Here is a 23,471-nt window from a genome sequence, read left to right as displayed (position 1 = left end):
CGTGACGACCTTGGCGGGCTGCGCGGGCAGCGTCGCGGTGCCCTTTGCATGGGCGATCGACAGCGTGGGCCCGGTGGCGGGGAGCGGTGCCACCGGTGCCGCCGATGCCACCGGTGCCGCCGATGCCGCCGGTGCCGCAGCAAAGGCGGCGCAGCAGAACGCAGAAGACGCAACGCACGCCGCGGCGAGCGCGCCGGCACGGGCGCGGCGCAAGGCCCGCGTCGCGGCGGACATCGTGAACGGAATCGATGGCATGGCTCCTCCTCAGAACTTGACCGAGACGCTCATCCAGTAGCGCCGGCCGTCTTCGACATAGCCGTAGTCGGCATAGCGGACCGACTTGTCGAACAGGTTGTAGATGCCGGCGAACACCGACACGTTCTTGTTGACCGCATAGGTCGCACCGAGGTCGACGAAGGTGTACGACGGCGCCACCACGGTGCTCGACGACGGCCCGGTGATCGGCTGGCTTTCCTTGCCGCGATAGTTGACGCGGGTCCAGGCGCGCAGCGCGCCGGTGGCCTGCCAGTTCAGCGTCGCGCTCAGCAGGTGTTTCGGCAGCTGGTTCAGCGGCTGGCCCTGGTACTGGCCGCTCTCCTGCTCCGACTTGGTGAAGGTATAACTGCCGACCAGCGACCAGTCGCGCGCCAGCGGCCACTTCAGGCTCGCCTCGATCCCGCGCGAGTACGCCTTGTCGACGTTCATGTAGGTCGTCGGATTGGCGCCGAACTGGTTCGGTCCATCGGTGCACCGCGTGAGCGGACAGGCGACGCGGGTGATCTTGTCCTTGAAGTCGTTGTTGAACACCGTGAAGCCGGCGTGGAAGCCGGTGCCGTTGTCGTACAGCAGGCCGATTTCCTGCGTGACCGAGGTCTCGGGCTTCAGGTCCGGGTTGCCGTACATATTGCCGCCGCGGCTGGTCTGGCCCCAGCCCGCCACGGTCTGGCGCAGGTCGGGCGCGCGGAAACCGGTCGAGACGCCGCCCTTGACGGTCCAGCGGTCGGCCACCTGCCAGACGCCGTACAGGCGCGGACTGTAGTGGTCGCCGAACTTCTCGTCCTTGTCCATGCGCAGGCCGCCGGTCAGCGCAAAGCGCTCGGTCAGCCGCCATTCGTCCTCGGCGAACAACGCCCATTGATAGCGCTCGACCTGGTTCGGTCCGCCGGCGATCTGGTTGCCGGTCTGGTCGTTCAGGCGCTGGTTCAGATAGTTCGCGCCGACGGTCAGCATGTGGTTGCCGAGCGGCATCGTCCAGCTGGTGCGCATGTCCAGATTCCGGATCTTCATCCGGCGCGTGCGGTTGTCGAACTCTTCCTGCTGGATATAGCTGTCCGAGGTCGCGAAGCCCCAGCGGCCGGTGTGCGACAGCGCGTATTTCTCGCTGCGGTAGTCGGTCTCGGACGATGCCGGGCAGCCGGTGCGCGGGCAGCTCGCGCCGGGCGGCAGCGGCGCCACGGTCCGGCCCAGCGTCTCCTCGATGTTCTGCCGCATCGAGGTGGCCTCGAGCACGATGTCGTGGTTGCGGTTCGGCGTCAGCGCGAGCTTCGCCGTGACGTTGCGCGTATCGCGGCCGCGAAAGCCGTAGGCGATGTCGTCCTCTTCGCGGTGCGTGTACTGGCCGTACAGCTGCAGGCCCAGCAGGTCGGTCTGCAGCGGGCCGGCCAGATAGAAATTGCCCTGGTAGATGTTGCCGGAGTGGCTGTGCTGCTGCAGCGTGGCGTCGGTGCGCACCTCGCCGGTCCATCGCTTCGGCACCTTGCGCGTGATGATGTTGATCACGCCGCCCATCGCGTCGGAGCCGTACAGAGAGGACATCGGGCCGCGCACCACCTCGATCCGCTCGATCGCGGCCAGCGGCGGCGTCCAGCCGCCCTCGACGCCGGCGCTGTCGGAATTGGTTCGGGTCTCGCGCGAATTCTGGCGCTTGCCGTCGATCAGGATCTGCGTGTACTTGGCGCCCATGCCGCGCAGGCTGATGTCCTGCCGGTCGGCGCCGCCTGTGACGACCACGCCGGGCACGCCGATCAGCGCGTCGTTGATATCGCGATAGGCGCCCTTCTCCAGTTCCTCGCGCGTGATCACCGAGATCGAGGCGGGGGCCTCCTTGATCTGCTGCTCGTAGCCGGAGGCGGTGACCACCACGGTTTCCAGCGTGGCTGGTGTGGCTGGCGCGGCCAGTGTGGCCAGTGTGGCCGATGTGGCGCGTGTTGCCGGCGCGGTCGCATCGCCGACGGGTTGCTGCGCCAACGCACCGCTTGCCATCCATCCAGCGGCGCCCGCGCACAGCATGGCCGCGCCCCTTGCCACCGCGCGCAGCTTGCGTCGCCGAGTCGTTGCCCGGTGCCGCGTCGTTCCAGTCGTCCCGGTCCTTCCAGTCGTCCCCGTCGTTACCGTCATCAAGCTCGCGCCACCGCTGGCCGCGCCGCTGCCCATGTCACTGCTGCTACTGCTCATGCTCGCGATTTCCCCGTATGCCCGGCACGTCGTCTGCGGCCGATTCCGTGAATGACAATCATTCTCATATTAGAATGTGGCCCGCCGGGCTCATCAACGAGCTTTGGACAGCTTTTGACTTCTTGGCACTTCTTGACGTGGCGCGCGATCGCGCCGCCGGGACGGTGCCTCATCCCCTTCCGACACGCATGCAAGTACGCTCGCCCGACGCGCCCCGCCGCATCCTGCTGATCGACGACGACGTCGAGCTGACGCAGATGCTGCGCGAGTATTTCGAGCCGGAGCGCTGGCAGTTCTCGGTCGCGCATCGCGGCGCCGACGGCGAGGCGCTGCTCTCGCGCGACGACCACGACCTGGCGCTGCTCGACCTGATGCTGCCCGACGGCAACGGGCTCGACCTGCTGCGCCGCCATCGCGCGCGCTCGCAGCGCCCGGTCATCATGTTCACGGCGCATGGCGACGAGACCGATCGCGTGATCGGGCTGGAGCTGGGCGCCGACGACTATCTGGCCAAGCCGTTCAGCCCGCGCGAACTGAAGGCGCGCATCGGCGCGGTGCTGCGCCGCTTCGACACGACGCCGGACAGTGGCACCGACCCGCTGACGGTCGGCGGGCTGACCTTGCACGTGGTCTCCGGCAAGGTCACGCAGGCCCATGGCGAGGTGTCGCTGACGGGCACGGAGGCGCGGCTTCTCGAAATGCTGATGCGCTCGGCCGGCCAGGTGGTGGCGCGCGAACAGCTCGGGCAGTACGCGCTGGGGCGCGTGCCCGACCGCTACGACCGCAGCATCGACACGCATATCAGCAGCCTGCGCCGCAAGCTCGGCGGGGACGGCTTCGCGGCAACAGCGGCCATCCGCAACCAGCGCGGACGCGGCTACGTGCTGGTGGCGTGACGATGGCCTCGCTGCCGCTGTTCTGGCGCAACTTCCTCGCCTTCTGGGCCGGCATGGCCGCGATCGTGGCGATCGGCATGGCGCTGACCGCGTCGGTCGCCTGGTATCGCTTCCAGGCGCTGGACGGCCTCAATCCCGCCAGCCTGACCTACGACGCGCTGCAGATCGCGCGCACGCAGGGCCGGCCGGGGCTGGAACGCTGGGTGCGCGCGATGGACTCGCGCTTTTCGGCGCTGCAGATCTACCTGGTCGACGAGCACAACGTCGACATCCTCGGCCGCCGCCTGCCGACACGGGTCCATGACTGGGTCAGTACGCTGGAACGCCCGCGCCATGCGCTCGCCGCGAGCGCGCCGCTCGACCACGATCGCGGCACGTTGCCGCCGGCGCCCGGCGCCAGCGTGTCATGGTGGGACCCGCAGGCGATCCCGCTGCCCGATGGCGAGGACCTGCTGATGGTCTTCCTGCCGTTCGATTCCTCGCGCTGGGAGATGCTGCACCTGTCGCCGGTGATGCTGGCGCTGGGCCTGTTCGCGCTGGCGGTCAGCGCGCCACTGTGCTGGGCGCTGACGCGCCATGTCACGGCGCCGGTGCGGAGCCTGCGCGAGGCGGTCCGTGCCCTGGCCGGCGGCGATCTGCGCGCGCGCATGCCGCCCGCGATGGCGGCGCGCGCCGACGAGCTCGGCCATCTGGCGCGCGACTTCGACAGCATGGCGGCGCGGCTGGAGGCGCTGGTCAGATCGCGTGAACGGATGCTGCGCAATATCGCCCACGAACTGCGCTCGCCGCTGGCGCGGCTGCAGGTGTCGAGCGAACTGGCCAGGCGCGACGATGGCCGGCTGTCGGTGCAGCTCGATCGGATCGAACGCGAGATCGAGCGGCTCGACGGCCTGGTCGCGCATACGCTGACGCTGGCCCGGCTCGGCGCCAAGGGGCTGCCGTTGCAGCCGCTGGAGCTGGTCGGCGTGGTGGACGCCGTGGTCGAGGACGCCCGCTTCGAAGCCGCGGCACGCGGCGTCTCGGTCGAATGGACGGCACCGCCGCCCGCCATGGTGATGGGCGATCGCGTGCGCCTGTCCAGCGCGATCGACAACGTGCTGCGCAACGCGATCCGGCATACCGATCCGGGCGCGCCGATCCGCGTGACGCTGCGCGCCGCAGGCGATCGCCTCGAACTCGATATCGTCGATGGCGGGCCGGGCGTGCCGCCCGACGCGCTGCCGCATCTGTTCGAGCCCTTCTATCGGGTCCGCGACGGCGCGCGGCCGGACAGCGAGGGCTCCGGGCTTGGCCTGAGCATCGCCATGGCGAGCATCGCGGCGCACGGCGGTGGCATCGCGGCGCGCAATGCGTTGCCGCGCGGGCTGTGGGTCGGCATGTGGCTGCCGCGGGCGGTGGATCAGTCCGGCAGCCGCGGCACGACCTTGCCCGCCGCTTCGCGCGCGTTGGCCCGCGCGGCCTCCACGTCGGCGTCGTAGGCCAGCGCCACGCCCATGCGGCGCTTGGCGAAGCTCTCCGGCTTGCCGAACAGGCGCAGATCGGTGCGCGGCACGCGCAGCGCCTGGTCGACGCCGTCGAACACCACGCCCTCGCCGTCCACGCCGCCATAGATCACCGCGCTGGCGCCCGGGCTCTTCAGCGTGGTATCGACCGGCAGGCCGAGAATCGCGCGCGCATGCAGTTCGAACTCGCTCTGCCACTGCGTGATCATCGTCACCATGCCGGTATCGTGCGGGCGCGGGCTGACCTCGCTGAACCAGACCTGCTCGCCCTTGACGAACAGCTCGACGCCGAACAGGCCCTGCCCGCCGAGGTCGCCAGTGACGGCGCGGGCGATTTCGCGCGCCTTCTGCAGCGCGGCGGGATGCATCGGATGCGGCTGCCAGCTCTCGACATAGTCGCCGGCCTGCTGCAGATGGCCGATCGGCTCGCAGAAATGCGTCTCGATGCCGCCGTCGGCGCCGCGCGCGCGGACCGTCAGCAGCGTGATCTCGTAATCGAAATCGATGAAGCCCTCGACGATCACGCGGCCGTGGCTGACGCGCCCGCCGGCCATCGCGTATTCCCACGCGCGCTCGACATCCTGCGGGCCGTCGAGCTTGCTCTGGCCCCTTGCCCGAGCTGCTCATCACCGGCTTGACCACGCACGGGTAGCCGATGCCGCCGTCGATGGCGTCGCGCAGTTCCTGCAGCGAATCGCAGAAGCGATACGGGCTGGTCGGCAGGCCCAGTGTCTCGGCCGCCAGGCGGCGAATGCCCTCGCGGTCCATGGTCAGCCGCGCGGCGCGGGCGGTCGGAATGACGCGGACCGTGCCGGCCGCTTCCAGCGTTTCGAGCATCGGCGTGGCGATCGCCTCGATCTCGGGCACCACCAGGTCGGGCCGCTCGGCCTCGATCAGCGCCTTCAGCTGTTCGGGATCGCTCATCGCGATGGTGCGCGCGTGGTGCGCGACCTGCTGGCCCGGCGCATTGTCGTAGCGGTCGACCGCAATGGTTTCGACGCCGAGCCGCTGCAGGGCGATCAGCACTTCCTTGCCGAGCTCTCCGGAGCCGAGCAGCATCACTTTGGTGGCGCGGGGAGAAAGGGGGCGTTCCTAGCGTGGTCATGGGAGCGAGGGATAAGAAATCAGGGCGGGCGGAAAGCGGGCATTGTACCGGGGCCTGGGGCCCAAGCGCCCAGGTGTTCAGGCGCTCACCCGCCCGGGCGGCCCGGAGCCCGTCAGCCCGTCAGCCCGGCAGCCCTGCAGCCCTGCAGCCCTGTAGCGGTCCAGGTGCCCCCCGCGGCACGCAAGCGAAGCGGGCCGGACCTGCTTGCACAGGATCCGGCCCGCCCCTTTACTGCGGCGCTAATGCGCCGCCATCACGGCCGGAACGTATCGCCCAGCACCACGCCCTCGCGCCGCGGATCGGCACCGCCGACCAGCGCCGGTGCCCCGCCGATCGTCTCCCGCACGATCGCGCTCAGGCCGCTGGACTGGTTGCCCACGCTGACGGTATGGCCCAGATTGCGCAGGCCCTTGACCAGCGGATCGTTGTCGCCCGGCAGTCCGCCCTGCGGCGTGCTGGTATCGACGTTCGGATGCTCGCCGCCGACGATCATCGTCGCGTTGTTCGAGCCGAAGTCGATCATCGACACCGCCTGCTGCGCGTCCATCTTCCAGTCGAGCACGCCGACCAGCGTCTTGGCGACGTACTGGATGATGGTGGCCCCGCCCGGCGAACCGGTGGTCATCTTGAAGTCGCCGCGGCTGCCGTCGCCCTTGCGCTCGAACACCAGCGTCGGCGACATCGAGCTGCGCGGGCGCTTCAGCGGCTGCACGCGATTCGCGATCTGCGCCCCCTTCGCATCGACCGGCTCCGCGCTGAAATCGGTCAGCTCGTTGTTCAGCAGGAAGCCGCCGGTCATGTGGTACGAACCCAGTCCCGATTCGATCGTCGTCGTCATCGCCACCACGTTGCCGTACTTGTCGACCAGCGACAGATGCGTGGTGCCGCGCTCGGCGATGATCGGCGCTCCCATCGGCGCCCCACCGAAGTTGCCGGCCGGCACCGGTCGCGGCATCGTCGCGGTCAGGCTGATCATGCCCGCGCGCTGGGCCAGATAGCTCTTGTTGAGCATCGTGTCGGGGCTGCCGCCCGGCAGCGGCACGAAGTCGGTGTCGGCCACGTACTGGTTGCGATCCGCATAGGCCAGGTTGCCGGCCTCGCCGACCAGGTGCACGCCGGTGACGCTGGGCTTGCCGCCGTTCTGGTCCATGCTGGTGGGCGCATGGCTGGCCATGTCGAAGTTCTCCAGGATGCCGAGAATCTGCCCGACCGCGATGCCGCCCGAGGATGGCGGCGGCATGCCGCAGATCTCGTATTGCCGGTAGGTGGTGCAGACCGGCTCGCGCTTCTTCGCCTGGTAGTTGGCAAGGTCGTCGAGCGTGGTCGCGCCCGGCGTGGTGTTGCCGTCGTAGGTCGTGCGGATCTTGTCGACGATGCCGCGGGCGATCGGCCCATCCTTGTAGAAGGCATCGGCCCCGCCCTCTGCCACCGCGGTGAAGGTCTGCGCCAGCGCCGGGTTCTTCAGGATCGTATTGACCGCGCGCGGCGTGCCGTCGGGGTTCAGGAAGTAGGCGGCCATCTCCGGATCGCGCTTGATGTTCTGCACGGTGGTGGCGCTGGAGATCGACGCGGCCATGCGCGGCGGAATCGCGAAGCCGTCGGTGGCCAGCTTGATCGCCGGCGAGAACAGCTCCTTCCAGGTCTTCTTGCCGTAGTCGCGATGGGCGAGCTCGAGCACGCGCAGCGTGCCGGGCGTACCGATCGAGCGGCCGCTGCGCACCGCGTTGGGCAGCGGCGGGGTCTGGTCGGTCGAGGACTTCCAGCGCAGATAGTTCTCGTCGGCCCCGGCCGGCGCGGTCTCGCGGCCGTCGTAGGCGATGACCTTCTTCGTCTGCGCGTCGTAATGCATGATGAAGGCGCCGCCGCCGATGCCCGACGACTGCGGCTCGACGAGGTTCAGCACCATCTGCGCGGCCACCGCCGCATCGACCGCGGTGCCGCCGTCCTTCAGGATGTCGCAGGCGACCTTGGTCGAGACCGGGTTGTTGGTCACCGCCATATAGGTCTTCGCGTAGACCGTGCGCTTCGGCGCGTAGCCGGTGGCGACCTCGGGGGCGCCGGGTTCACCGGGCAGCACGATCACTTCGCCGCCGGTCGTGCCATTCAACTCGCAGCCCGCCACCGGTTGCGGGGGCGGCGGCTTGTGGCCATGGTGGTCGTCGTCATCGTCGCCGCCGCACGCGGACAGCAACAGCGCGGCGGTGGCCATCATCAGCCAGCCGCGGGGACGTCTGCGCGGCGGGGATGCGGGAAAGGCGGGATCGAAGGTCGTGCGCTGTCGCATGGCTGTCTCCTTGTTGTCGGGCATCGGCTGGCAGGGCTGGCTCGGTGCCCGGGATGCGGACGTCCGCCGGCGCGGATGGGGCACCGGAACGGCGGCGGTGGGAACGACAACTACGACGCTAGTACGCGCACGGCCGCTATGCAATGGTCCTCAACGACGATCTGGCGCGCGGCGAGCCTTCGCTTCGGCGGGCTCAGCGCTCGATGCCGCCGCCCGGCTCGGCCATGCGGCGGTGCTGCTCGGCCAGCAGATCGGCCGGTGTCACGTTCGAGATCGCGGCGCGCAGCTTGTTCTGCCAGCCGGTGACGACGTCGCCGTCGCCGCGCAGCATCGCCTCGAAGCCCTCGCGCGCTACCTCGGCCGGGTCGTCCTTCTTCTGCTGGCCCAGGCGCGTGTCAAGCATGTCGGCGCGCTCGAAGAAGTCGGTCTCGGTCGCGCCCGGCATCAGGCAGGTCACCGTGACACCGCAATCGCGCAATTCGTGCCGCAGCGCAAACGAGAACGAATCGAGGAAGGCCTTGGTCGCGTTGTAGACGGCCTGATAGGTGCCCGGCATGAAGCCGGCGATCGAGCCGGTGATCAGGATCCGGCCGGTGCGGCGGTCTCGCATGTCGCGGCCGATGCGGTGCAGCAAGTCCAGCGTGCCGGTGACATTGGTCTCCACCACGCGCTGGATGTCGCGGAATTCCTGGTCGAGAAAGGCCCGGCCCAGGCCCCGGCCCGCGTTCGCGCACAGCACGTCGACGGGACGCCCGTTCGTGGCGCGATACAGCGCCTCGACACCGGCCGGATCGGCCAGGTCCACGCACAGCGCATCGACGGCCATGCCGGTATCGCGCAGGGCCACCGCCGCGGTGTCGATGGCGGGCTCGTCGGCCGCGATCAGCAGATCGTAACCTTGCATCGCACAACAGCGTGCAAGCTCGAAGCCGATGCCCGACGAGGCACCGGTGACGACGGCAAAGGGACGGGCGGCTTGGTTCACGGCGATCTCCTGATGGCGGCTCGGTTCGTATCGCCCGGCGCAACGCTGCGCGGGGCGGTACGGCCAACCCGTCCCTCAAGCAAAGTTCGTTCCGCGCGTTGCGATGCCGCCGCGCGCCCGCCGCTTCGTGCTTCCGTTGCCCGGAATTACAAAGCCGGCAGGCCGTGCCGGCACGTCAGCGGAAATCGCTGAAGCGGATGTCCGGTGCGCTGGTGTTGTGCCGCGACGGGACGGTGCGTCCGAAGCGGACATCGTTGGCCTGCCAGGTCGACACCTCCGCGACCGTGGCGTCGCGCGCCTGGCCGGCCGGGTCCTGCCAGCTGACGCGGCTCATGTCGGCGTTGTCCTCGGTCACGTACATCGAGCGCAGCATCGCGAACGGCGCCTGCGCGCGATACGGCGGACTGAAGGCGACATCGAGCGCGGTGCGCGTGCGGCTGATCTCGCGGATCGCGACCTGCGCCTCGCCGCCGGCGGTGAAGCGCAGGCCGATGGTGCGCCGGCGCGGGTCGATATCGATCTGGGCGATATCGACGATCGGCCGCAGGTCCTGCTGTACCGGCCCCATCAGGAACGAGGAGCCATAGGCGTTGTCGGGCAGGTGCGCGGCGGGCAGCGGCTTGGCGCGCCAGTAGCCGTCCGACGGATAGAGCACCAGCACCTCGGTCTCGACGACCTTGCCCTTGGGGCCCTTGCGCTTGTCGAAGAACTGGATCAGATGAAAACCGCCGTCCTTGCGCCCGCCCACGGTGACCGGCACGCGCTGGGGCCGCCAGAAGCTGTCGAAGGTGATGCCGACGATCGCAAGGTCCTTGCCGTCATACAGACGGACCTTGCGCGGCTTGAAGCTGTGGCGCGGATCGGTGGGATGCGGGGTATCGCCGAAATTGCAGCCCGAGAAGTCCGGCGCCGAGCTGTCCTTGCGAATCGTGCCGATGTAGGCCGGATGCAGCGCCTCGACGCGGAAGCGCTGGATCGACGGGGCCGCCAGCGCGAAGGAGACGTTGTCCTCTTCGGCGCAGGTGGTCGACGTGGTCAGGTTGCGGACCTCGACCGCGGCCGGGACGGGATCGGTCGATGCGAGCGGAGTGGTCGACGTTGGCGACGTGGGCGACGTGGGCGATTGTGCGACGGCGGTGGCCGTCAGCAGGCTGCACAGCAGGGACGGGATCAGTCGAAGCGGGCGAATCTGGCGGCTTGGCATGCGTTGGTGGGTTCCTTGTTTCAAACCCGCGCCGTGCCGGCTGAACGCCTTGGCCTGCCGTGGCCGTAGCCGTGGCCGTGGCTTGCCTTGGCCTGCGTGCTTGGCCTGCCTGGCCGGCCTGGGCCTGCCTGGGCCTGCCTTGACAGGCCTAGGTCTGCGTTGGCGTTGCCTTGGCGTTGCGGTGGCCTCGCCGGGCCTGGCCGGGCAACCCCTAGCGGCGGTCGCCCAGCACGGTCGCGCGGGTAAAGTCCTCGATATTGTCCAGCAGCGCGTCGAGCGCCGCGCCCGCGCCTTCGACATCGCCCTCGGCGATGGCTGCGGCGACACGGGCGTGCAGGCGCGCCATCTCGGGAAGATCGGCGGCCTGCTTGTAGTGAAAATACCAGAAGCGGCGCGACAGCCCATGCATCAGCCGCATCGCGCCTTCGGCAAATTCATTGCGCGCGGCCTGCAGGCACAGCTCGTTGAAGCCCGCATCGGCGCGCACGAACGCGACTTCGTCGCTCTTCTTGACCGAGCGCTCGAACTCCGCGGCCAGCCGCCGGAAGCCCTGGCGTTCCTCGACGGTGGCGCGGCGCGCCGCACTGCGGCAGATCAGCCGCTCGACCTCGCGGCGCGTCTCCAGCAGCCGCAATTGCTTGGCCACGTCGATCGGCGGAATCAGCAGGCCGCGCTGCGGCAGCACCACGATCAGATGCTCGCGCGCCAGCCGCTGAATCGCCTCGCGGATCGGCGTGCGGCCGATACCGGTCATCTCGCTCAACTGGAATTCGGAGACCGACGACCCGGGCGCGAGTTGCAAGGTGACGATCGCTTCCTCGATCCACCGATAAGCCTGATCCGTCAGCCGCCCGCGCGCCCCCGCCCCGTTCTCACTGCCATCGTCCTCGACATGGGCCGCTGCCGCCCGCCTGACTGTCGCCGCTTTCTTGACCATTGACGTCGTTTGCATGTTTGACGAATGCAAATTGTATATGAGTCATTTTCGGCAGGGGCGGCGAGGCGGGATGCGATATGGCGGCAACGTTCAGCTGCGCAAGCCTAGCGTGCGCAGCCAGGCATCGACCTGCCCAAATGCATCCTGCTGCCACTGTTCCGGCGTTCGGTCGCGCAGCACATCGGTGTCCTCGACGAACCGGCGCACGCAGGTCGGCCCGAAGCCTTCCACAGAATCGAATTTTCGGGCAATGCAATCGAAGCCGATCGCACCGCTGGGATGATCGAGCAAAGGACGGCATGCCTCGGCATCCAGTCCGAGGTCGACGTCCATGGTGCCGACATGCGGCATATCATCTGTCTTGCCCAGCAACAGCCAGGGTACCGCGCCGCCAACGATGGCGAATTTTCCCTTGAAGCTCCCAAGAATCTGACCGATCTCGATCAGTACCGTCTGGACCGCCGCTGTCGTGCGATCGTCGTAATCCACCGCGGATTGCGGTTCGCCGGGTGTCATGTCTGCCAATTGAGCTGATGTTGTCGCAGATGATCGGCCGCTTCCCGGCCCCGCTCGCCGGCAACCGCGAGGTCGAGGTAGGTCTGAACGGGGCTCGTGCAGATGACACCGGGGGCCGGCTCGACCGTGTCGCGGAATGGGCCTAGGTCCTGCAGCGTCATCACTACGGCATTCTCGCCTTTCAATGCCGGTGACAATTTCAACGCCGAGCGCAGTTGTTCGAGTCCCGCCTCGTCGGCATAGAAATATTGCGTCGCCGTGCGAGCGTACGGGGCAAGCCATTGCGCCGCCGAAAAGGAGGCGAGCATCATCAGTCCGGTTCGCTCCCGCACCGCAGCTCGTATCGCATGCTCGAGCGCGCTGCCATGCAGAGGCGTATAGAAGCCGTGACGCCTGCCGGCCGGCGGCTCGTAGGCCTCGCGCCAGGCATCGAGCAGCGCATCGGGATCGGAAAGAGACAGACCGTCTCGCGAGACCTTCGCCCACTCGCGATCGAGCAAGCCAGCACGGACGTTGCTGGCGTGGCCGAGGCTGATGCCGGCTGCCTCGGCAAGTGCCGCCACGCGCCAACCCCGTCCTGGATCGCGCAACATGATCCGCAGCATCCGGGCGGACTTGGGCTTGAACAAGGAGCGCAGATCGCGGCGTTCGGCGACCGGCTTGCTCGCCACCGTCCGTTCGATGAAAACGCTGCCGAAGACGAGGTGAATATTTCCCTCGAGGTCGAGGAAACCCGCATCGTGCTCGCGGCACAGGGCCTGCGCCGCGGCAGACAGATACGGCGCGATCAGCACGGGCGTCGCGTTCTCTCCGTGATGCGCCGCGCGGTGCCGAAGCTGAAGCAGCGCGGTGCGTACATGGCGAGGCTGGCCGCTCGTACTGACGAGGCAGACCAAGGTATGCCGCCGGCCCTGGACACAAACCTCCGCGACAACGTCCGCCCCCATCTCACTCGAAGGCATCGAGGCGAATTCCAGGCGTTCGACCACGGGCACTCGCTGAAGGAGCGCATGCAAAGCGGCCGCCTCGAGATGAAATGGCTTAATCGTTGCTTCAGTGGGCATGATTTGGCGTCGGATGACGCTGTCGACGGAAACATTCGACTGATTTTCACTGAAACGCCGACTTTCAGCAAATGCTGAAAAGAGCCATTTCACTGAAAATGCTGCGGTCGGTACGCCCCGAGCCTTCCTTCCCGCCGCCAATTCCACCGCCGGCTTGCCTTTCCGCCATCCTGTCCACTACTATGATCCATCTAATATATTAGATGTACAGGAGACACCATGGCAGCAGACTCCATGGACGTGATCGAAGTCGGCAGCGGGCCGTTGTGCGTCGTGGCGCTGCACGGCATCCAGGGGACTAGGGCGGCGTGGTTGCCGGTGGTGCAGCGCCTGAGCGCGCTCTGTACCTTCGTGCTGCCAAATCTGCAGGGACGGGGGACGGCGCCGCGGCCCGGCACCGTCGACGGATACACGCTGGAGCGCTATGCGGCCGCGGTGCGCGAGGTCGTGGAGCGGCATGCCCGCACGCGGCCATTCGCGCTGGCGGGATGGAGCATGGGCGTGTCGGTGGCGCTGGAGTACGCCGACCGCTATCGCGACGAACGCGCACCGCTCGCGCTGATGTTGCTGTCGGGCTCCCCTGCCCTGTGCGAGACGCGCTGGTTTCGCGCCGGCGATGGCGCGGCGCTGATGGACGAGATCGCCGCACGGGAGCACCGCCTGGGGCTGAGCGAGGCAGCCGACCACGCCGCCGTCGCGCGGACGTGGCAGGCGATCCGGCAGACCGACCAGCGTTCGCGCTTGCCCACGCTGCCGATGCCGGCGCTGGTCATCCATGGCCGCGACGATGGCGATTGCCCGTGGCCGCACGCGCAGGCGCTGGCCGATGGATTGCCTGACGGCCGGCTGGCCACCATCGAACGGGCGGGCCACGGTCTGCTGACCGGCCATGCCGATGCCGTCGCCGAGCTCGCGCTGCCCTGGTTGCGGCACCTCGCCGAGTCGATGCGCCCTGCCGGCGCAACCGCCCTTCCTTCGCCCATCCCCCCTGGAGTTGCCATGAGAATCGAAGACCTGGTCTATTTCTGCGCGCCGGCGCGGCTGATCGTCGGCCCCGGTACGCGCGCGCAATTGCCGGCGCTGCTGCAGCGCCTCGGCCATCGCCACGGCGTGCTGGTCACCGATCCCTTCTTCACCGAACGTACGCCGTGGGTCGCCGAATACATCGAGGCCGCGCGCGCCGCGGGCATCGAGACGGTGGTCTACGACGGTGGCATGCCGGATCCGAGCACGACGCTGTGCGACGAGGCCACGCTGGCGCTGCGCGAGCGGCTGGGCGGCCGTGTCCCGGACCATCTGGTGGCGCTCGGCGGCGGCAGCAATATCGACCTCGCCAAGGCACTGAGCCTGACGCTGCTGGAGGGCCGGCCGGTGCGCGACTTCGCCGGTACGTTGCCCGCCGGCACGCGGCCGATCCCGCTGGTGGCGCTGCCGACCACCTCCGGCACGGGCTCGGAGGCGACGCCGGGCGCGATCCTGGTCGATCCCGACAACGCGACCAAGATCGCCGTGATGGACAACGCGCTGCGTCCGCAGATCGCGCTGATCGATCCCGAGTTCACCTATACCTGTCCGCCGCGCGTGACCGCGGACGCGGGCATCGATGCGCTGACGCACGCGATCGAGTCCTACCTGACCGTCGACAGCGCGGCTTACCCGCGCCAGGGCAATGCCGATCCTGGCTACAGCGGCCGCTCGGCGCTGACCATGCTGTTCGCCCGCGAGGCGATCGCACTGTGCAGCCGCTATCTGCTGCGGGCCTACCGCGACAGCGGCAAAGCGAACGACAACGGCGGCAGTGCAGGTGGCGGCCGCGATATCGAGGCACGCATCGGCATGTCCTACGCCAGCCTCTACGCCGCGCTGTCCTACGGCAGCGCCGGCCTGAATGCCGTGCATGGCATCGCCTATGCCGTCGCGGGCCTGACCCACCGTTCGCATGGCAGCACCAATGCCGTGATGCTGCCCTATGTCCTGGACGCGCTGCGCACCACGCGCGCTGCCGATCTGCTGGCGCTGGCGCCGCTGTTCGGCCTCGACCAGGGCAGCGACGAAGCGCGCGTCGCCGGCGTGCCGCTGGCCGTGCGCGATCTGATCGACGCGGTCGGCATCCCCTCGAATCTGCAGACCTTCGGGGTCCCGCGCGACGCGCTGCCGGCGTTGACGCGCGACGCACTGGGCGTCACGCGGCTGGCGCAAGGCGTTTCCCGTCGAGGACGTGCCGGGCACCTATGCGCGCGTGATCGAGCACGCGTGGCGCGGCGAACTCGCCGCCCATGGCCGCGCCGCGGCCGCGAGACAGGCGGCTTAAGGCGGCTGTCTTGCGGCTTAAGACCGCTTAAGGCGGCGCCTTAGGGCAAATCCGGAGCTTCGCCCGGCAAGCCGCGCCGAATAACGCTTTCCGGGCGGCAAGCCGCCGCCCCGGAGGCCGGCGCGGCCCGGATTCGGCCGTACGCGGTTTGCATACCTATCGCATCCATCTAATATATTAGCCAGACCGCCAACAGGCGGCCCCACGACAACGACAGGAGACAACCATGGACATGTCGGCAGGCAGTGTGGCGCTGACCCCCCGGAGTCGCGGCGCGGCTCGAGCGCCTTCCCATGACCCGCTATCAGCGCACCTTGTTCGGCATCATCGCCACCGCATGGTTCTTCGATTCGATGGACCTCGGCATGATGACCTTCGTGCTCGGCTCGATCAAAGCCGAGTTCGGCCTGAGCGCGGCGCAGACCGGCCTGCTGGCCAGTTCCAGCTTTCTCGGCATGTTTGCCGGCGCGGCGGTGGCCGGCATGCTGGCCGACCGCTTCGGCCGCAAGCCGGTGTTCCAGGTCAGCATGATCTTCTGGGGCGTGGGCAGCCTGATGTGCGGGCTGGCGGACAGCGTGACCTCGCTGATGCTGTACCGCGTGCTGCTCGGCTTCGGCATGGGCATGGAGTTCCCGATCGGGCTGTCGATGGTCTCCGAGATCGTGCCGGCCAAGAGCCGCGGCAAGTATGTCGCGATCCTCGAAGGCTTCTGGCCGATCGGCTTTATCGCCGCCGGATTGCTGGCATATCTGACGCTGCCGGTGATCGGCTGGCGCGGCATCTTCATCGCGATGGCGCTGCCGGCTGCGTTCGTGTTCGTGGTGCGCCGGATGGTGCCGGAATCCCCGCGCTGGCTCGAAGGCGCCGGACGGCAACGCGAAGCCGAGGCCGTGATGGCCGGCATCGAGGCACGCGTCGAGCGCGCCAGCGGCAAGCCGCTGCCGGCCGTGCAGCAGGGCTTCGCGCCCGCTACCGTGCACGATCGCAAGGCCATGTTCGGCGAACTGTGGAAAGGCCCGTATGCCAAGCGCACCGTGATGCTGTGGGGCGTGTGGTTCTTCGCGCTGCTCGGCTACTACGGCCTGACCACGTGGCTGGGCGCACTGCTGCAGCAGGCGGGCTACGCGGTCACCAAGTCGGTGCTGTACACGGTCTATATCTCGCTGGCCGGCATTCCGGGCTTCATCTTCTCGGCATGGCTGCTGGAGAAATGGGGGCGCAAGCCGACCTGCGCACTGATGCTGCTCGGCAGCGCCGCGTCCGCCTATCTGTACGGCCAGGCCGCCGTGCTCAAGCTGCCCGTCGAACAGCTGATCGCGGCCGGCCTGTGCATGCAGTTCTTCCTGTTCGGCATGTGGTCCGTGCTGTATGCCTACACGCCCGAGCTGTATCCGACGCGCTCGCGCGCAACAGGATCGGGCTTCGCCTCGTCGATCGGCCGCATCGGCTCGCTGGTTGGCCCGTATCTGGTGGGCGTGCTGCTGCCGATCACCGGCCAGGGCGGCATCTTCACGCTGGGCGCGCTGTCGTTCGCAATCGCCGCGATCACCGTGCTGTGGCTCGGCATCGAGACCAAGGGCAAGTGCCTGGAGGAAGTGTCGAGCTGAATAAACATGCGATGTCGTCCGCGCCGACGCGTGGACGACCGCTTCCACGGCCCTCGCTTGCGAGGGCCGTTTTCTTGGGGCGACAGGCAGCAGCCAGAAATCGTTTGACACGAACCGGATGGCACAAACCGTTTGACAACGCGCCATATACCACTAATATATTAGTACGATGTCAGTACGCTATAGACAGGAGACAATCATCATGATGAGCGAACGCCAACGCAAATTCCGCGAGCAATACAAGGCCGATATCAGCCCGCTGTACAACGGTCTGCTGCATATCGGCGTGATCTTCGCCGCCGGCATCGCCGCGCTCTACTACTGCGCGACGAAGCTGGAAAACGCGACGTGGGAGTGGCTGCTGGTGCTGCCGGTCTTTCTCGCCGGCAACCTGGTCGAATGGTTCATGCACAAGTACGTGATGCACCGGCGCATCGACGTGTTCGCGCTGCGCGCCATCTACGAGCGGCACACGCGCCAGCATCACCAGTACTTCACCGATATCGAGCCCACCATCGATACCACGCGCGAATTCCGCATCGTGTTCTTCCCCTGGCGCGTGCTGATCACGCTGGGCGTGGGCGGCGGCCTGCTCGGCTACCTGGCCTATCTGCTGATCAATGCCAATGCGGCGTACATCGTCTTCATGACGATGGTCGGCCACTACCTGGTCTACGAGGTGTTCCACTACTGCTGCCACGTCCATGACAACTGGTTCGTGCGCAATATGCCGTTCATCAACACGATCCGCCGGCACCATACCGCGCACCACAACCAGGGAATCATGATGCACTACAACATGAACCTGACCTTCCCGATCGCCGACTGGCTGATGGGCACCAGCGATCTGCGCCGCGGCCTGCTGGGCCACCTGTTCAACGGCTACAGCGAGGACCACATCAAGGAGGAACTGAAGCCGATCATCCGCAAGTTCCGCCACGACGATTCGCGCGTGACGCTCGACGGCCCGCAGCTGACCGAGGACGAACGACGCGCGATGGCGGCCTGACGACAGACCGACAGCAGCGCCACGGATGGCCGGGACTTCGCTCCCGGCCATCTTTTTTCGACCGGCCGCGGCCCTCTTCCTTCCTCACGCGGCCTTTCCTGGCGGCTATCTCGCGGCTTGACACTTCAGCCCCGCAGCGGCAATCATCGAACCCGCTGGACCTTCGCTGAACCCGCTTCCCCGTCATGCCAATGGGCGCTGCCACGGCCGAATACCAGTTCAAGCCGCACGAACGGCCCACCATTCCGGGCTCGCCGGCGACGCCCGATCATCCAACGCCACGGCGCGTCGGCTATTTCTGCGTCGGCGTGCTGATCGGCCTGACCGCCGGCTTCGGCAACGCGCTGGTGATCGCCAACCTGAACAATATCCAGGGCGTGTTCGGCCTCTACAGCGATCAGGCGGCGTGGCTGTCGACGGTCTACGTGATGACCAACGTCTGCGCCAGCATGCTGCTGATCAAGTTCCGGCAGCAATACGGCCTGCAGCATTTCGCGCGGCTGTTCCTGCTGGGCTATGTCGTCATCACGCTCGCCCACATCTTCGTCCATACCTTCGAGACCGCGCTGCTGGTGCGCGCGGCCAATGGCATCGCGGCCAGCGGGCTGAGCACGCTGGCGCTGTACTACATGATCCAGTCGATGCCGGCGGCGCACCGGCTCAAGGCGATCGTGCTGGGCATCGGCATACCGCAACTGGCCACGCCGCTGGCGCGCGTTTTCACCTCCGGCATGCTCGAGGCCGGCAACTGGAAGGCGCTCTACCTGTTCGAACTGGGCCTGGCCCTGCTGTCGCTGGTCGCGGTGGCGCTGCTGCGGCTGCCGCCGAGCGAGCGCATCCGCGCGTTCGAGAAGCTGGATTTCCTGACCTTCGCGCTGTTCGCGCCGGGCATGGCGCTGCTGTGCGCGGTGCTGAGCCAGGGCCGCATCCTGTGGTGGACCGAGGCCGCGTGGCTCGGCTACGCGCTGTGCGGCGCGGTCGCGCTGATCACCGCCGCGCTGTGGATCGAGCACAACCGCGCCAATCCGCTGCTCAATACCCGCTGGCTCGGCAGCAGTGCGATGCTGCGCTTCGCGCTGGTCGCCATCGCCGTGCGCGTGCTGCTGTCCGAGCAGGCCTACGGTGCGGTCGGGCTGCTGACCGCGCTGGGCATGGGCAACGACCAGCTGGTTCCGCTGTACGTGGTGGTCTCGCTGGCGACCATCGCCGGGCTGGTCCTCAGCGCGCTGACGGTCAACCCGTTGAACCTGGAGCGGCCGATCCGCATCTCCCTGCTGCTGATCGCGATCGGCGCCTTCATGGACGCGCATTCGAACAACCTGACGCGGCCGGCCAACATGTACCTGAGCCAGGCGCTGATCGCCTTCGCCGCGGTCTATTTCATGGGGCCGACGCTGCTGATCGGCATGCTGCGCGCGCTGTCGAAGGGCATGAGCCATATCGTCAGCTTCTCGGCGCTGTTCGGCATCACGCAATCGCTCGGCGGGCTCGCCGGCTCCGCGCTGCTCGGCACCTTCCAGATCTATCGCGAGAAATTCCATTCGCATTCGCTGGTGCAGTCGATCACGCTGACCGACCCGTTCGATGCGGCGCGCATCCAGGCGCTGGGCGGCGCCTACGGACGCGTGCTGAGCGATCCCGCGCTGCGGCAGGCCGAAGGCTCGGCCCTGCTGGCGCAGCAGGTCACGCGCGAGGCCAATGTGCTGGCGTTCAACGACGTCTTCCTGACGATCGGCATCATTGCGTCCGCAACCTTCGTCTGGCTGCTGGCGCTCTACATCCGCGACCGCATCCGCGGCCACAACCCGATGGCCGAGCCGCTGGAAGCGATGGCACGAATGCGGCAACGCCAGCAATAACAACAACATCTGGAGCCACCGGTGACCGACCAAACGCCGGGCCGCGGACCCGGCCCCGCCCCCTTCCGCGCCGAAGACCGGCCAGGCCAACTCGCCCGAGCGCCTGCAGGACCCTGTGGAGGTACCGCAGCAGGCGTCCGCCCCGCCGACCGGCTGGTCGCCGCCCAAGGGCACGCGGCGGGCCACGATCATCGTCGTCGCGATCGCGCTCGCCAGCATCCTGATCATCCTGTACGCGTGGGGACTGCCGCCCTTCACCCGAGTGATCCAGGGCACCGACAACGCCTATGTGCGCGGGCAGACCACGGTGATCAGCCCGCAGGTCAGCGGCTATGTGGTCGACGTGCCGGTGCGCGACTTCCAGCAGGTCAAGGCTGGCCAGGTGCTGCTGAAGATCGACGACCGCATCTATCGCCAGCGGGTCGAGCAGGCCCGCGCGAACCTGGACACGCAGATCGCCAACCTGAGCAACACCGACCAGACGCGCCGCTCGCGCGAGGCTACGGTGCTGGCGCAGCAGGCCAGCCTCGCCAACGCGCAGGCGCAGCTGCTCAGGGCCCAGGCCGATATGCGGCGGGTCGACGAGCTGGTGGCGGACGGTTCGGTCTCGCTGCGCGAGCGCGACCAGACCCGCGCGGCGCTGCGGCAGGCCGAGGCCGCGGTGCGCCAGGCCCGCGCCGCCGCCGAGATCGCGCGTCAGGACGTGCAGGCCGTCGCGGTCAGCCGCGAGGGACTGCAGGCGGCGGTCGAAGCGGCGCGCGCGGCGTTGAAGCTCGCCGAGATCGATCTGGCCAACACGGTGCTGCGCGCCCCGCAGGACGGGCAGTTGAGCCAGATCGGCGCGCGCCTGGGGCAATACGTCACGGCCGGCACGCAGGCGATGTTCCTGGTGCCGCCGACGCTGTGGGTGATCGCCAACTACAAGGAGGCGCAGACCTCGCACATGGCGCCCGGCCAGCCGGCGAGCTTTCGCGTCGACGGGCTCGACGATGCGCGGCTGACCGGCCATGTCGAGCAGCTGGCGCCGGCGGCCGGCTCGGAGTTCGCGGTGATCCAGCCGGACAACGCCACCGGCAACTTCGTCAAGGTCGCGCAACGGATCTCGGTGCGAATCGCCATCGATCCGGACCAACCCCTCGCAGCGCGGCTGCGGCCCGGCATGTCGGTGCGGGTCGAGGTCGATACCCGGCAGGCGGAGTCCCACGCGCGATGACGGCCGGCTCACGTATTCGGCGCTTCGGCTCGCTTATCGGTCCGCGTATCGGTCCGCGTATCGGTCCACGTATCGGCCCGCGTATCGGCCCGCGCATTGCCCCGCGCATTGGCCCGCGCATTGCCCCGCGCATTGCCCCGCGTATCCACGCCCGCATTGGCGCCGTGTTGCGCACGGCGCTGTGCGCGGCGGCGCTGCCGCTGCTGTTCGGCTGCATGGGCCCGCGGCCGGAGCCGCCGGCCGCCGCCGCGCTGACGCCGCCCCCGCATGGCGCGTCGAACCCGGTCCCAGCGCGCCGCTCGAGCGCGACTGGTGGCGCCGCTATGGCGACCCGGTGCTGGCGCAACTGGTCGAGCGCGCACTGGCCAACAACGCCGATCTCGGCGTCGCCGCGGCGCGGGTCGCCGAAGCGCGCGCGCAGCAGCTCCTCGCGCAGGCCCAGTTGCTGCCGACGCTCGATGCCACCGCGACTGGCGGACGCTCCCGCAGCCTCAATGCGCTGGGACGGGAATCGATCTCCAATTCGTTCGAGCCGCAGTTCCAGGCCGCCTATGAGGTCGATCTGTTCGGGCGCCTCGCCGACCTGTCGGCGGCCGCGCGCGCCGGCACGCAGGCCAGCGAAGCGGCGCACGACGCGGCGGTGCTGTCGGTCGCCGCGGCCACGGCGCGGGCCTATCTGACGCTGCGCGCGCTCGACGCCCAGCTTGCCGTCGTACGGCAGACGCTGGCTGCCCGCGAGGACGCCTTGCGGCTGGCGCGGCGCCGTGCCGATGCGGGCTACACCTCGCAACTGGAGTTTGCGCAGGCGCGCGCCGAGTACGAATCCACCGCGCAGGCGGTGCCCCAGGCCGAGCTGGCGGTCGCACGGCAGGAGAACGCCTTGCTGCTGCTGATCGGCGATCCGCCGTCTGGCGAGGTATCGCGCGGCGCCGCGCTGTCCGCGCTGCGGCCTCCGCCGGTGCCCGACGGCCTGCCCGCCGACCTGCTGCGGCGCCGCCCGGATATCGCCCAAGCCGAATTCCAGCTTGCCGCGACCGATGCCAACCTGAGCGCCGCGCGCAAGGCCTTCCTGCCGCAGCTGCACCTCTCGGGGTCAGCCGGACTGCTGTACGCCAGCGGCGTGGCCAACCCGGTCCGTATCTGGTCGCTCGGCGGCAGCATCCTGGCACCGCTGTTCGAGGGCGGCCGCATCGAGGCCGGCGCCCAGGTCGCGACGGCACAGCGCGATCAGGCCGCCTTCGCCTACCGCCGCACCGCGCTGACCGCCTTCCGCGAGGTCAACGACAATCTCGCCGCGTTGCGTCAGCTCGAGGCGCAGGTCCTGCATCTGGGCCGACAGCGCGACGCGCTCGCCGCCGCGCTGCGCCATGCGACCAATCGCTATCGCGCCGGCTATTCGCCGTACCTGGAGCAGCTCGATGCGCAGCGCGGACTGCTGAGCGCGGAGCTGAACCTGATCCAGGCGCATGCCGACTGGCTCAATGCCAGCGTGGCGCTGTACCAGGCGATGGGGGGCGGTTGGACGTGGCCACGGTGAGCCATGAGCCATGAGCCATGAGCCATGAGCCGTGAGCCGTGAGCCGTGAGCCGTGAGCTGTGAGCTGTGAGCTGTGAGCTGTGAGCTGTGAGCGTGATCCTGAGCGGGTGAGCGGGTAAGTGGGTGAGCGGGTAAGTGGGTGAGCGGGTAAGTGGGTGAGCGGGTGAGCGGGTGAGCGGGTGAGCGGGTGAGCGGATGAGCGGAGAGCGCTTCCGTGCGCCTCCGCGTCACGCGACACTACCGCGCCGGCACCGCCCACACGCGGCCGTCGCCGATCACATAGACGCGCCGCTGCGGCGCGCGCCTGACCGGAGCGTGGCCGGTAAAGGCACCGAACGCCGGCAGGATGCCGGCATCCGCATCGAAGACGAAGCACGGCAGGCGGACCGAATCCGAACCGGCCCGCAGCGTATAGGCCGGATGCAGATGCCCGGCCAGTTCGTAGCCCCCGTTGGCCGCGCCCGGCAGATGGCACAGCGCGAACGGCCCGCGCCGCCACGGTTCCGAGACCACGGCGATGTCGAGCGAGGGCGGCGGATCGCCGGCGCGCGCATCGTGATTGCCGCGTACCAGCGTGCATCGCAGCCCCGGTTGCACCACGGCGTGCAGGCCGGCGCGCCAGTCGGCCAGCGCGGCCAGCACCGCCGGCGTGCGGCTGGCGCGGGCATGCAGGAAGTCGCCGAGAAACACCAACTCGCGCGCCGAATAGCGTGCCGCCAGATCCGACAACCGTGCGAGATTGTCCCGCGTGGTGCCGGCCGGCACCGGCTGGCCCAGCGCGCGATAGGCCGCGGCCTTGCCGAAATGCACGTCGGCGACCAGCAGCATCGACGCCGCCGGCCACCAGACCGCGCGCTCGGGCAGCAGCCACAGCGTCTCGCCCGCGACTTCCACCTGGCGCGCGGAGGACGATGCCGACGACGGCGCGGACGAGTGCGAGGGCGAGCGAGCGGACGAAGAGGACGAAGAAGCAAGCGACATCGGCACC

The 23,471-nt window shown here is 68.6% G+C and carries 17 protein-coding genes and 3 pseudogenes; 11 read left to right on the top strand and 9 right to left on the bottom strand.

The features are described 5' to 3' along the window. The first annotated feature begins 1 nt into the window (after position 1). Complete coding sequence (locus OJJOAM_RS20525) at positions 2–295, top strand: hypothetical protein (RefSeq protein WP_422650931.1); 294 nt, start codon at positions 2–4, stop codon at positions 293–295. Here OJJOAM_RS20525 and OJJOAM_RS20520 read toward each other — a convergent pair. Beyond that, positions 265–2,139 carry a ligand-gated channel protein gene (locus OJJOAM_RS20520; protein ID WP_422650930.1) on the bottom strand — a complete coding sequence of 625 codons (1,875 nt, stop codon included), beginning with the start codon at positions 2,137–2,139 and terminating at the stop codon, positions 265–267. The genes OJJOAM_RS20525 and OJJOAM_RS20520 overlap by 31 nt on opposite strands. Here OJJOAM_RS20520 and OJJOAM_RS20515 point away from each other — a divergent pair. The 3 genes from OJJOAM_RS20515 (at position 2,132) to OJJOAM_RS20505 (ending at position 4,828) form a co-directional block, all read left to right on the top strand. Further along, a complete protein-coding gene (locus OJJOAM_RS20515) occupies positions 2,132–2,509 on the top strand; it encodes a hypothetical protein (RefSeq protein ID WP_422650929.1) in 378 nt (125 codons plus the stop codon). The genes OJJOAM_RS20520 and OJJOAM_RS20515 overlap by 8 nt on opposite strands. A gap of 133 nt (positions 2,510–2,642) precedes the next feature. Beyond that, positions 2,643–3,350: a response regulator gene (locus OJJOAM_RS20510; RefSeq protein WP_422650928.1), complete on the top strand. Its 708-nt coding sequence runs from the start codon at positions 2,643–2,645 to the stop codon at positions 3,348–3,350. A 2-nt stretch (positions 3,351–3,352) separates the two neighbouring features. After that, positions 3,353–4,828, top strand: a complete 1,476-nt coding sequence (locus OJJOAM_RS20505; RefSeq protein WP_422650996.1) for a sensor histidine kinase — start codon at positions 3,353–3,355, stop codon at positions 4,826–4,828. Here OJJOAM_RS20505 and purT read toward each other — a convergent pair. The 7 genes and pseudogenes from purT to OJJOAM_RS20470 all read right to left on the bottom strand — a co-directional run bounded on the left by purT (position 4,750) and on the right by OJJOAM_RS20470 (position 12,947). After that, a pseudogene (purT, locus tag OJJOAM_RS20500) lies at positions 4,750–5,957 on the bottom strand (formate-dependent phosphoribosylglycinamide formyltransferase). The gene OJJOAM_RS20505 and the pseudogene purT overlap by 79 nt on opposite strands. Before the next feature lie 253 nt (positions 5,958–6,210). Then, the gene (locus tag OJJOAM_RS20495; protein ID WP_422650927.1) at positions 6,211–8,241 is read right to left on the bottom strand and encodes a gamma-glutamyltransferase family protein; all 2,031 of its coding nucleotides are present in this window, start codon (positions 8,239–8,241) and stop codon (positions 6,211–6,213) included. 193 nt (positions 8,242–8,434) lie between these two features. After that, entirely contained in the window at positions 8,435–9,226 is a 792-nt protein-coding gene (locus OJJOAM_RS20490; protein WP_422650926.1) for an SDR family NAD(P)-dependent oxidoreductase, read from the bottom strand. Between the two features lie 175 nt (positions 9,227–9,401). Continuing rightward, the gene (locus OJJOAM_RS20485; protein ID WP_422650925.1) at positions 9,402–10,430 is read right to left on the bottom strand and encodes a hypothetical protein; all 1,029 of its coding nucleotides are present in this window, start codon (positions 10,428–10,430) and stop codon (positions 9,402–9,404) included. A 211-nt stretch (positions 10,431–10,641) separates the two neighbouring features. Further along, positions 10,642–11,367 (bottom strand): GntR family transcriptional regulator, encoded by a 726-nt coding sequence (locus OJJOAM_RS20480; RefSeq protein WP_422650924.1) that lies wholly within the window; start codon positions 11,365–11,367, stop codon positions 10,642–10,644. 90 nt (positions 11,368–11,457) lie between these two features. Then, positions 11,458–11,883: a hypothetical protein gene (locus OJJOAM_RS20475; RefSeq protein WP_422650923.1), complete on the bottom strand. Its 426-nt coding sequence runs from the start codon at positions 11,881–11,883 to the stop codon at positions 11,458–11,460. Next, positions 11,880–12,947: a type IV toxin-antitoxin system AbiEi family antitoxin gene (locus OJJOAM_RS20470; protein ID WP_422650995.1), complete on the bottom strand. Its 1,068-nt coding sequence runs from the start codon at positions 12,945–12,947 to the stop codon at positions 11,880–11,882. Before OJJOAM_RS20470 ends, OJJOAM_RS20475 begins: the two co-directional genes overlap by 4 nt. Positions 12,948–13,166: 219 nt before the next feature. On the opposite strand from OJJOAM_RS20470, the pseudogene OJJOAM_RS20465 reads away from it, so the two are divergent. The 7 genes and pseudogenes from OJJOAM_RS20465 to OJJOAM_RS20435 all read left to right on the top strand — a co-directional run. Then, positions 13,167–13,814, top strand: a pseudogene (locus OJJOAM_RS20465) (alpha/beta fold hydrolase); the annotation flags it as partial. A gap of 132 nt (positions 13,815–13,946) precedes the next feature. Further along, a pseudogene (locus OJJOAM_RS20460) lies at positions 13,947–15,258 on the top strand (iron-containing alcohol dehydrogenase). A 293-nt stretch (positions 15,259–15,551) separates the two neighbouring features. Further along, entirely contained in the window at positions 15,552–16,865 is a 1,314-nt protein-coding gene (locus OJJOAM_RS20455) for an MFS transporter (protein ID WP_422650922.1), read from the top strand. Positions 16,866–17,067: 202 nt separating this feature from the next. Further along, complete coding sequence (locus tag OJJOAM_RS20450; protein WP_422650921.1) at positions 17,068–17,874, top strand: fatty acid hydroxylase family protein; 807 nt, start codon at positions 17,068–17,070, stop codon at positions 17,872–17,874. 185 nt (positions 17,875–18,059) lie between these two features. Further along, positions 18,060–19,733 carry an MFS transporter gene (locus tag OJJOAM_RS20445; protein WP_422650920.1) on the top strand — a complete coding sequence of 558 codons (1,674 nt, stop codon included), beginning with the start codon at positions 18,060–18,062 and terminating at the stop codon, positions 19,731–19,733. A 115-nt stretch (positions 19,734–19,848) separates the two neighbouring features. Beyond that, on the top strand, positions 19,849–20,946 hold the full coding sequence (locus OJJOAM_RS20440; RefSeq protein ID WP_422650919.1) for an HlyD family secretion protein: 1,098 nt from the start codon (positions 19,849–19,851) through the stop codon (positions 20,944–20,946). Positions 20,947–21,127: 181 nt separating this feature from the next. Next, positions 21,128–22,483, top strand: a complete 1,356-nt coding sequence (locus OJJOAM_RS20435) for an efflux transporter outer membrane subunit (protein WP_422650918.1) — start codon at positions 21,128–21,130, stop codon at positions 22,481–22,483. 237 nt (positions 22,484–22,720) lie between these two features. Here OJJOAM_RS20435 and pdeM read toward each other — a convergent pair whose 3' ends face one another. Then, positions 22,721–23,464 carry a ligase-associated DNA damage response endonuclease PdeM gene (gene pdeM, locus OJJOAM_RS20430; RefSeq protein WP_422650917.1) on the bottom strand — a complete coding sequence of 248 codons (744 nt, stop codon included), beginning with the start codon at positions 23,462–23,464 and terminating at the stop codon, positions 22,721–22,723. Between the last annotated feature and the right edge of the window lie 7 nt (positions 23,465–23,471).

Origin of the sequence: Cupriavidus sp. H18C1 (assembly GCF_049311595.1) — a bacterium.
GTDB lineage: Bacteria > Pseudomonadota > Gammaproteobacteria > Burkholderiales > Burkholderiaceae > Cupriavidus > Cupriavidus cauae.
The sequence above is the reverse complement of the archived record's forward strand: the minus strand, read 5'-3'. Positions and strand labels throughout refer to the sequence as shown.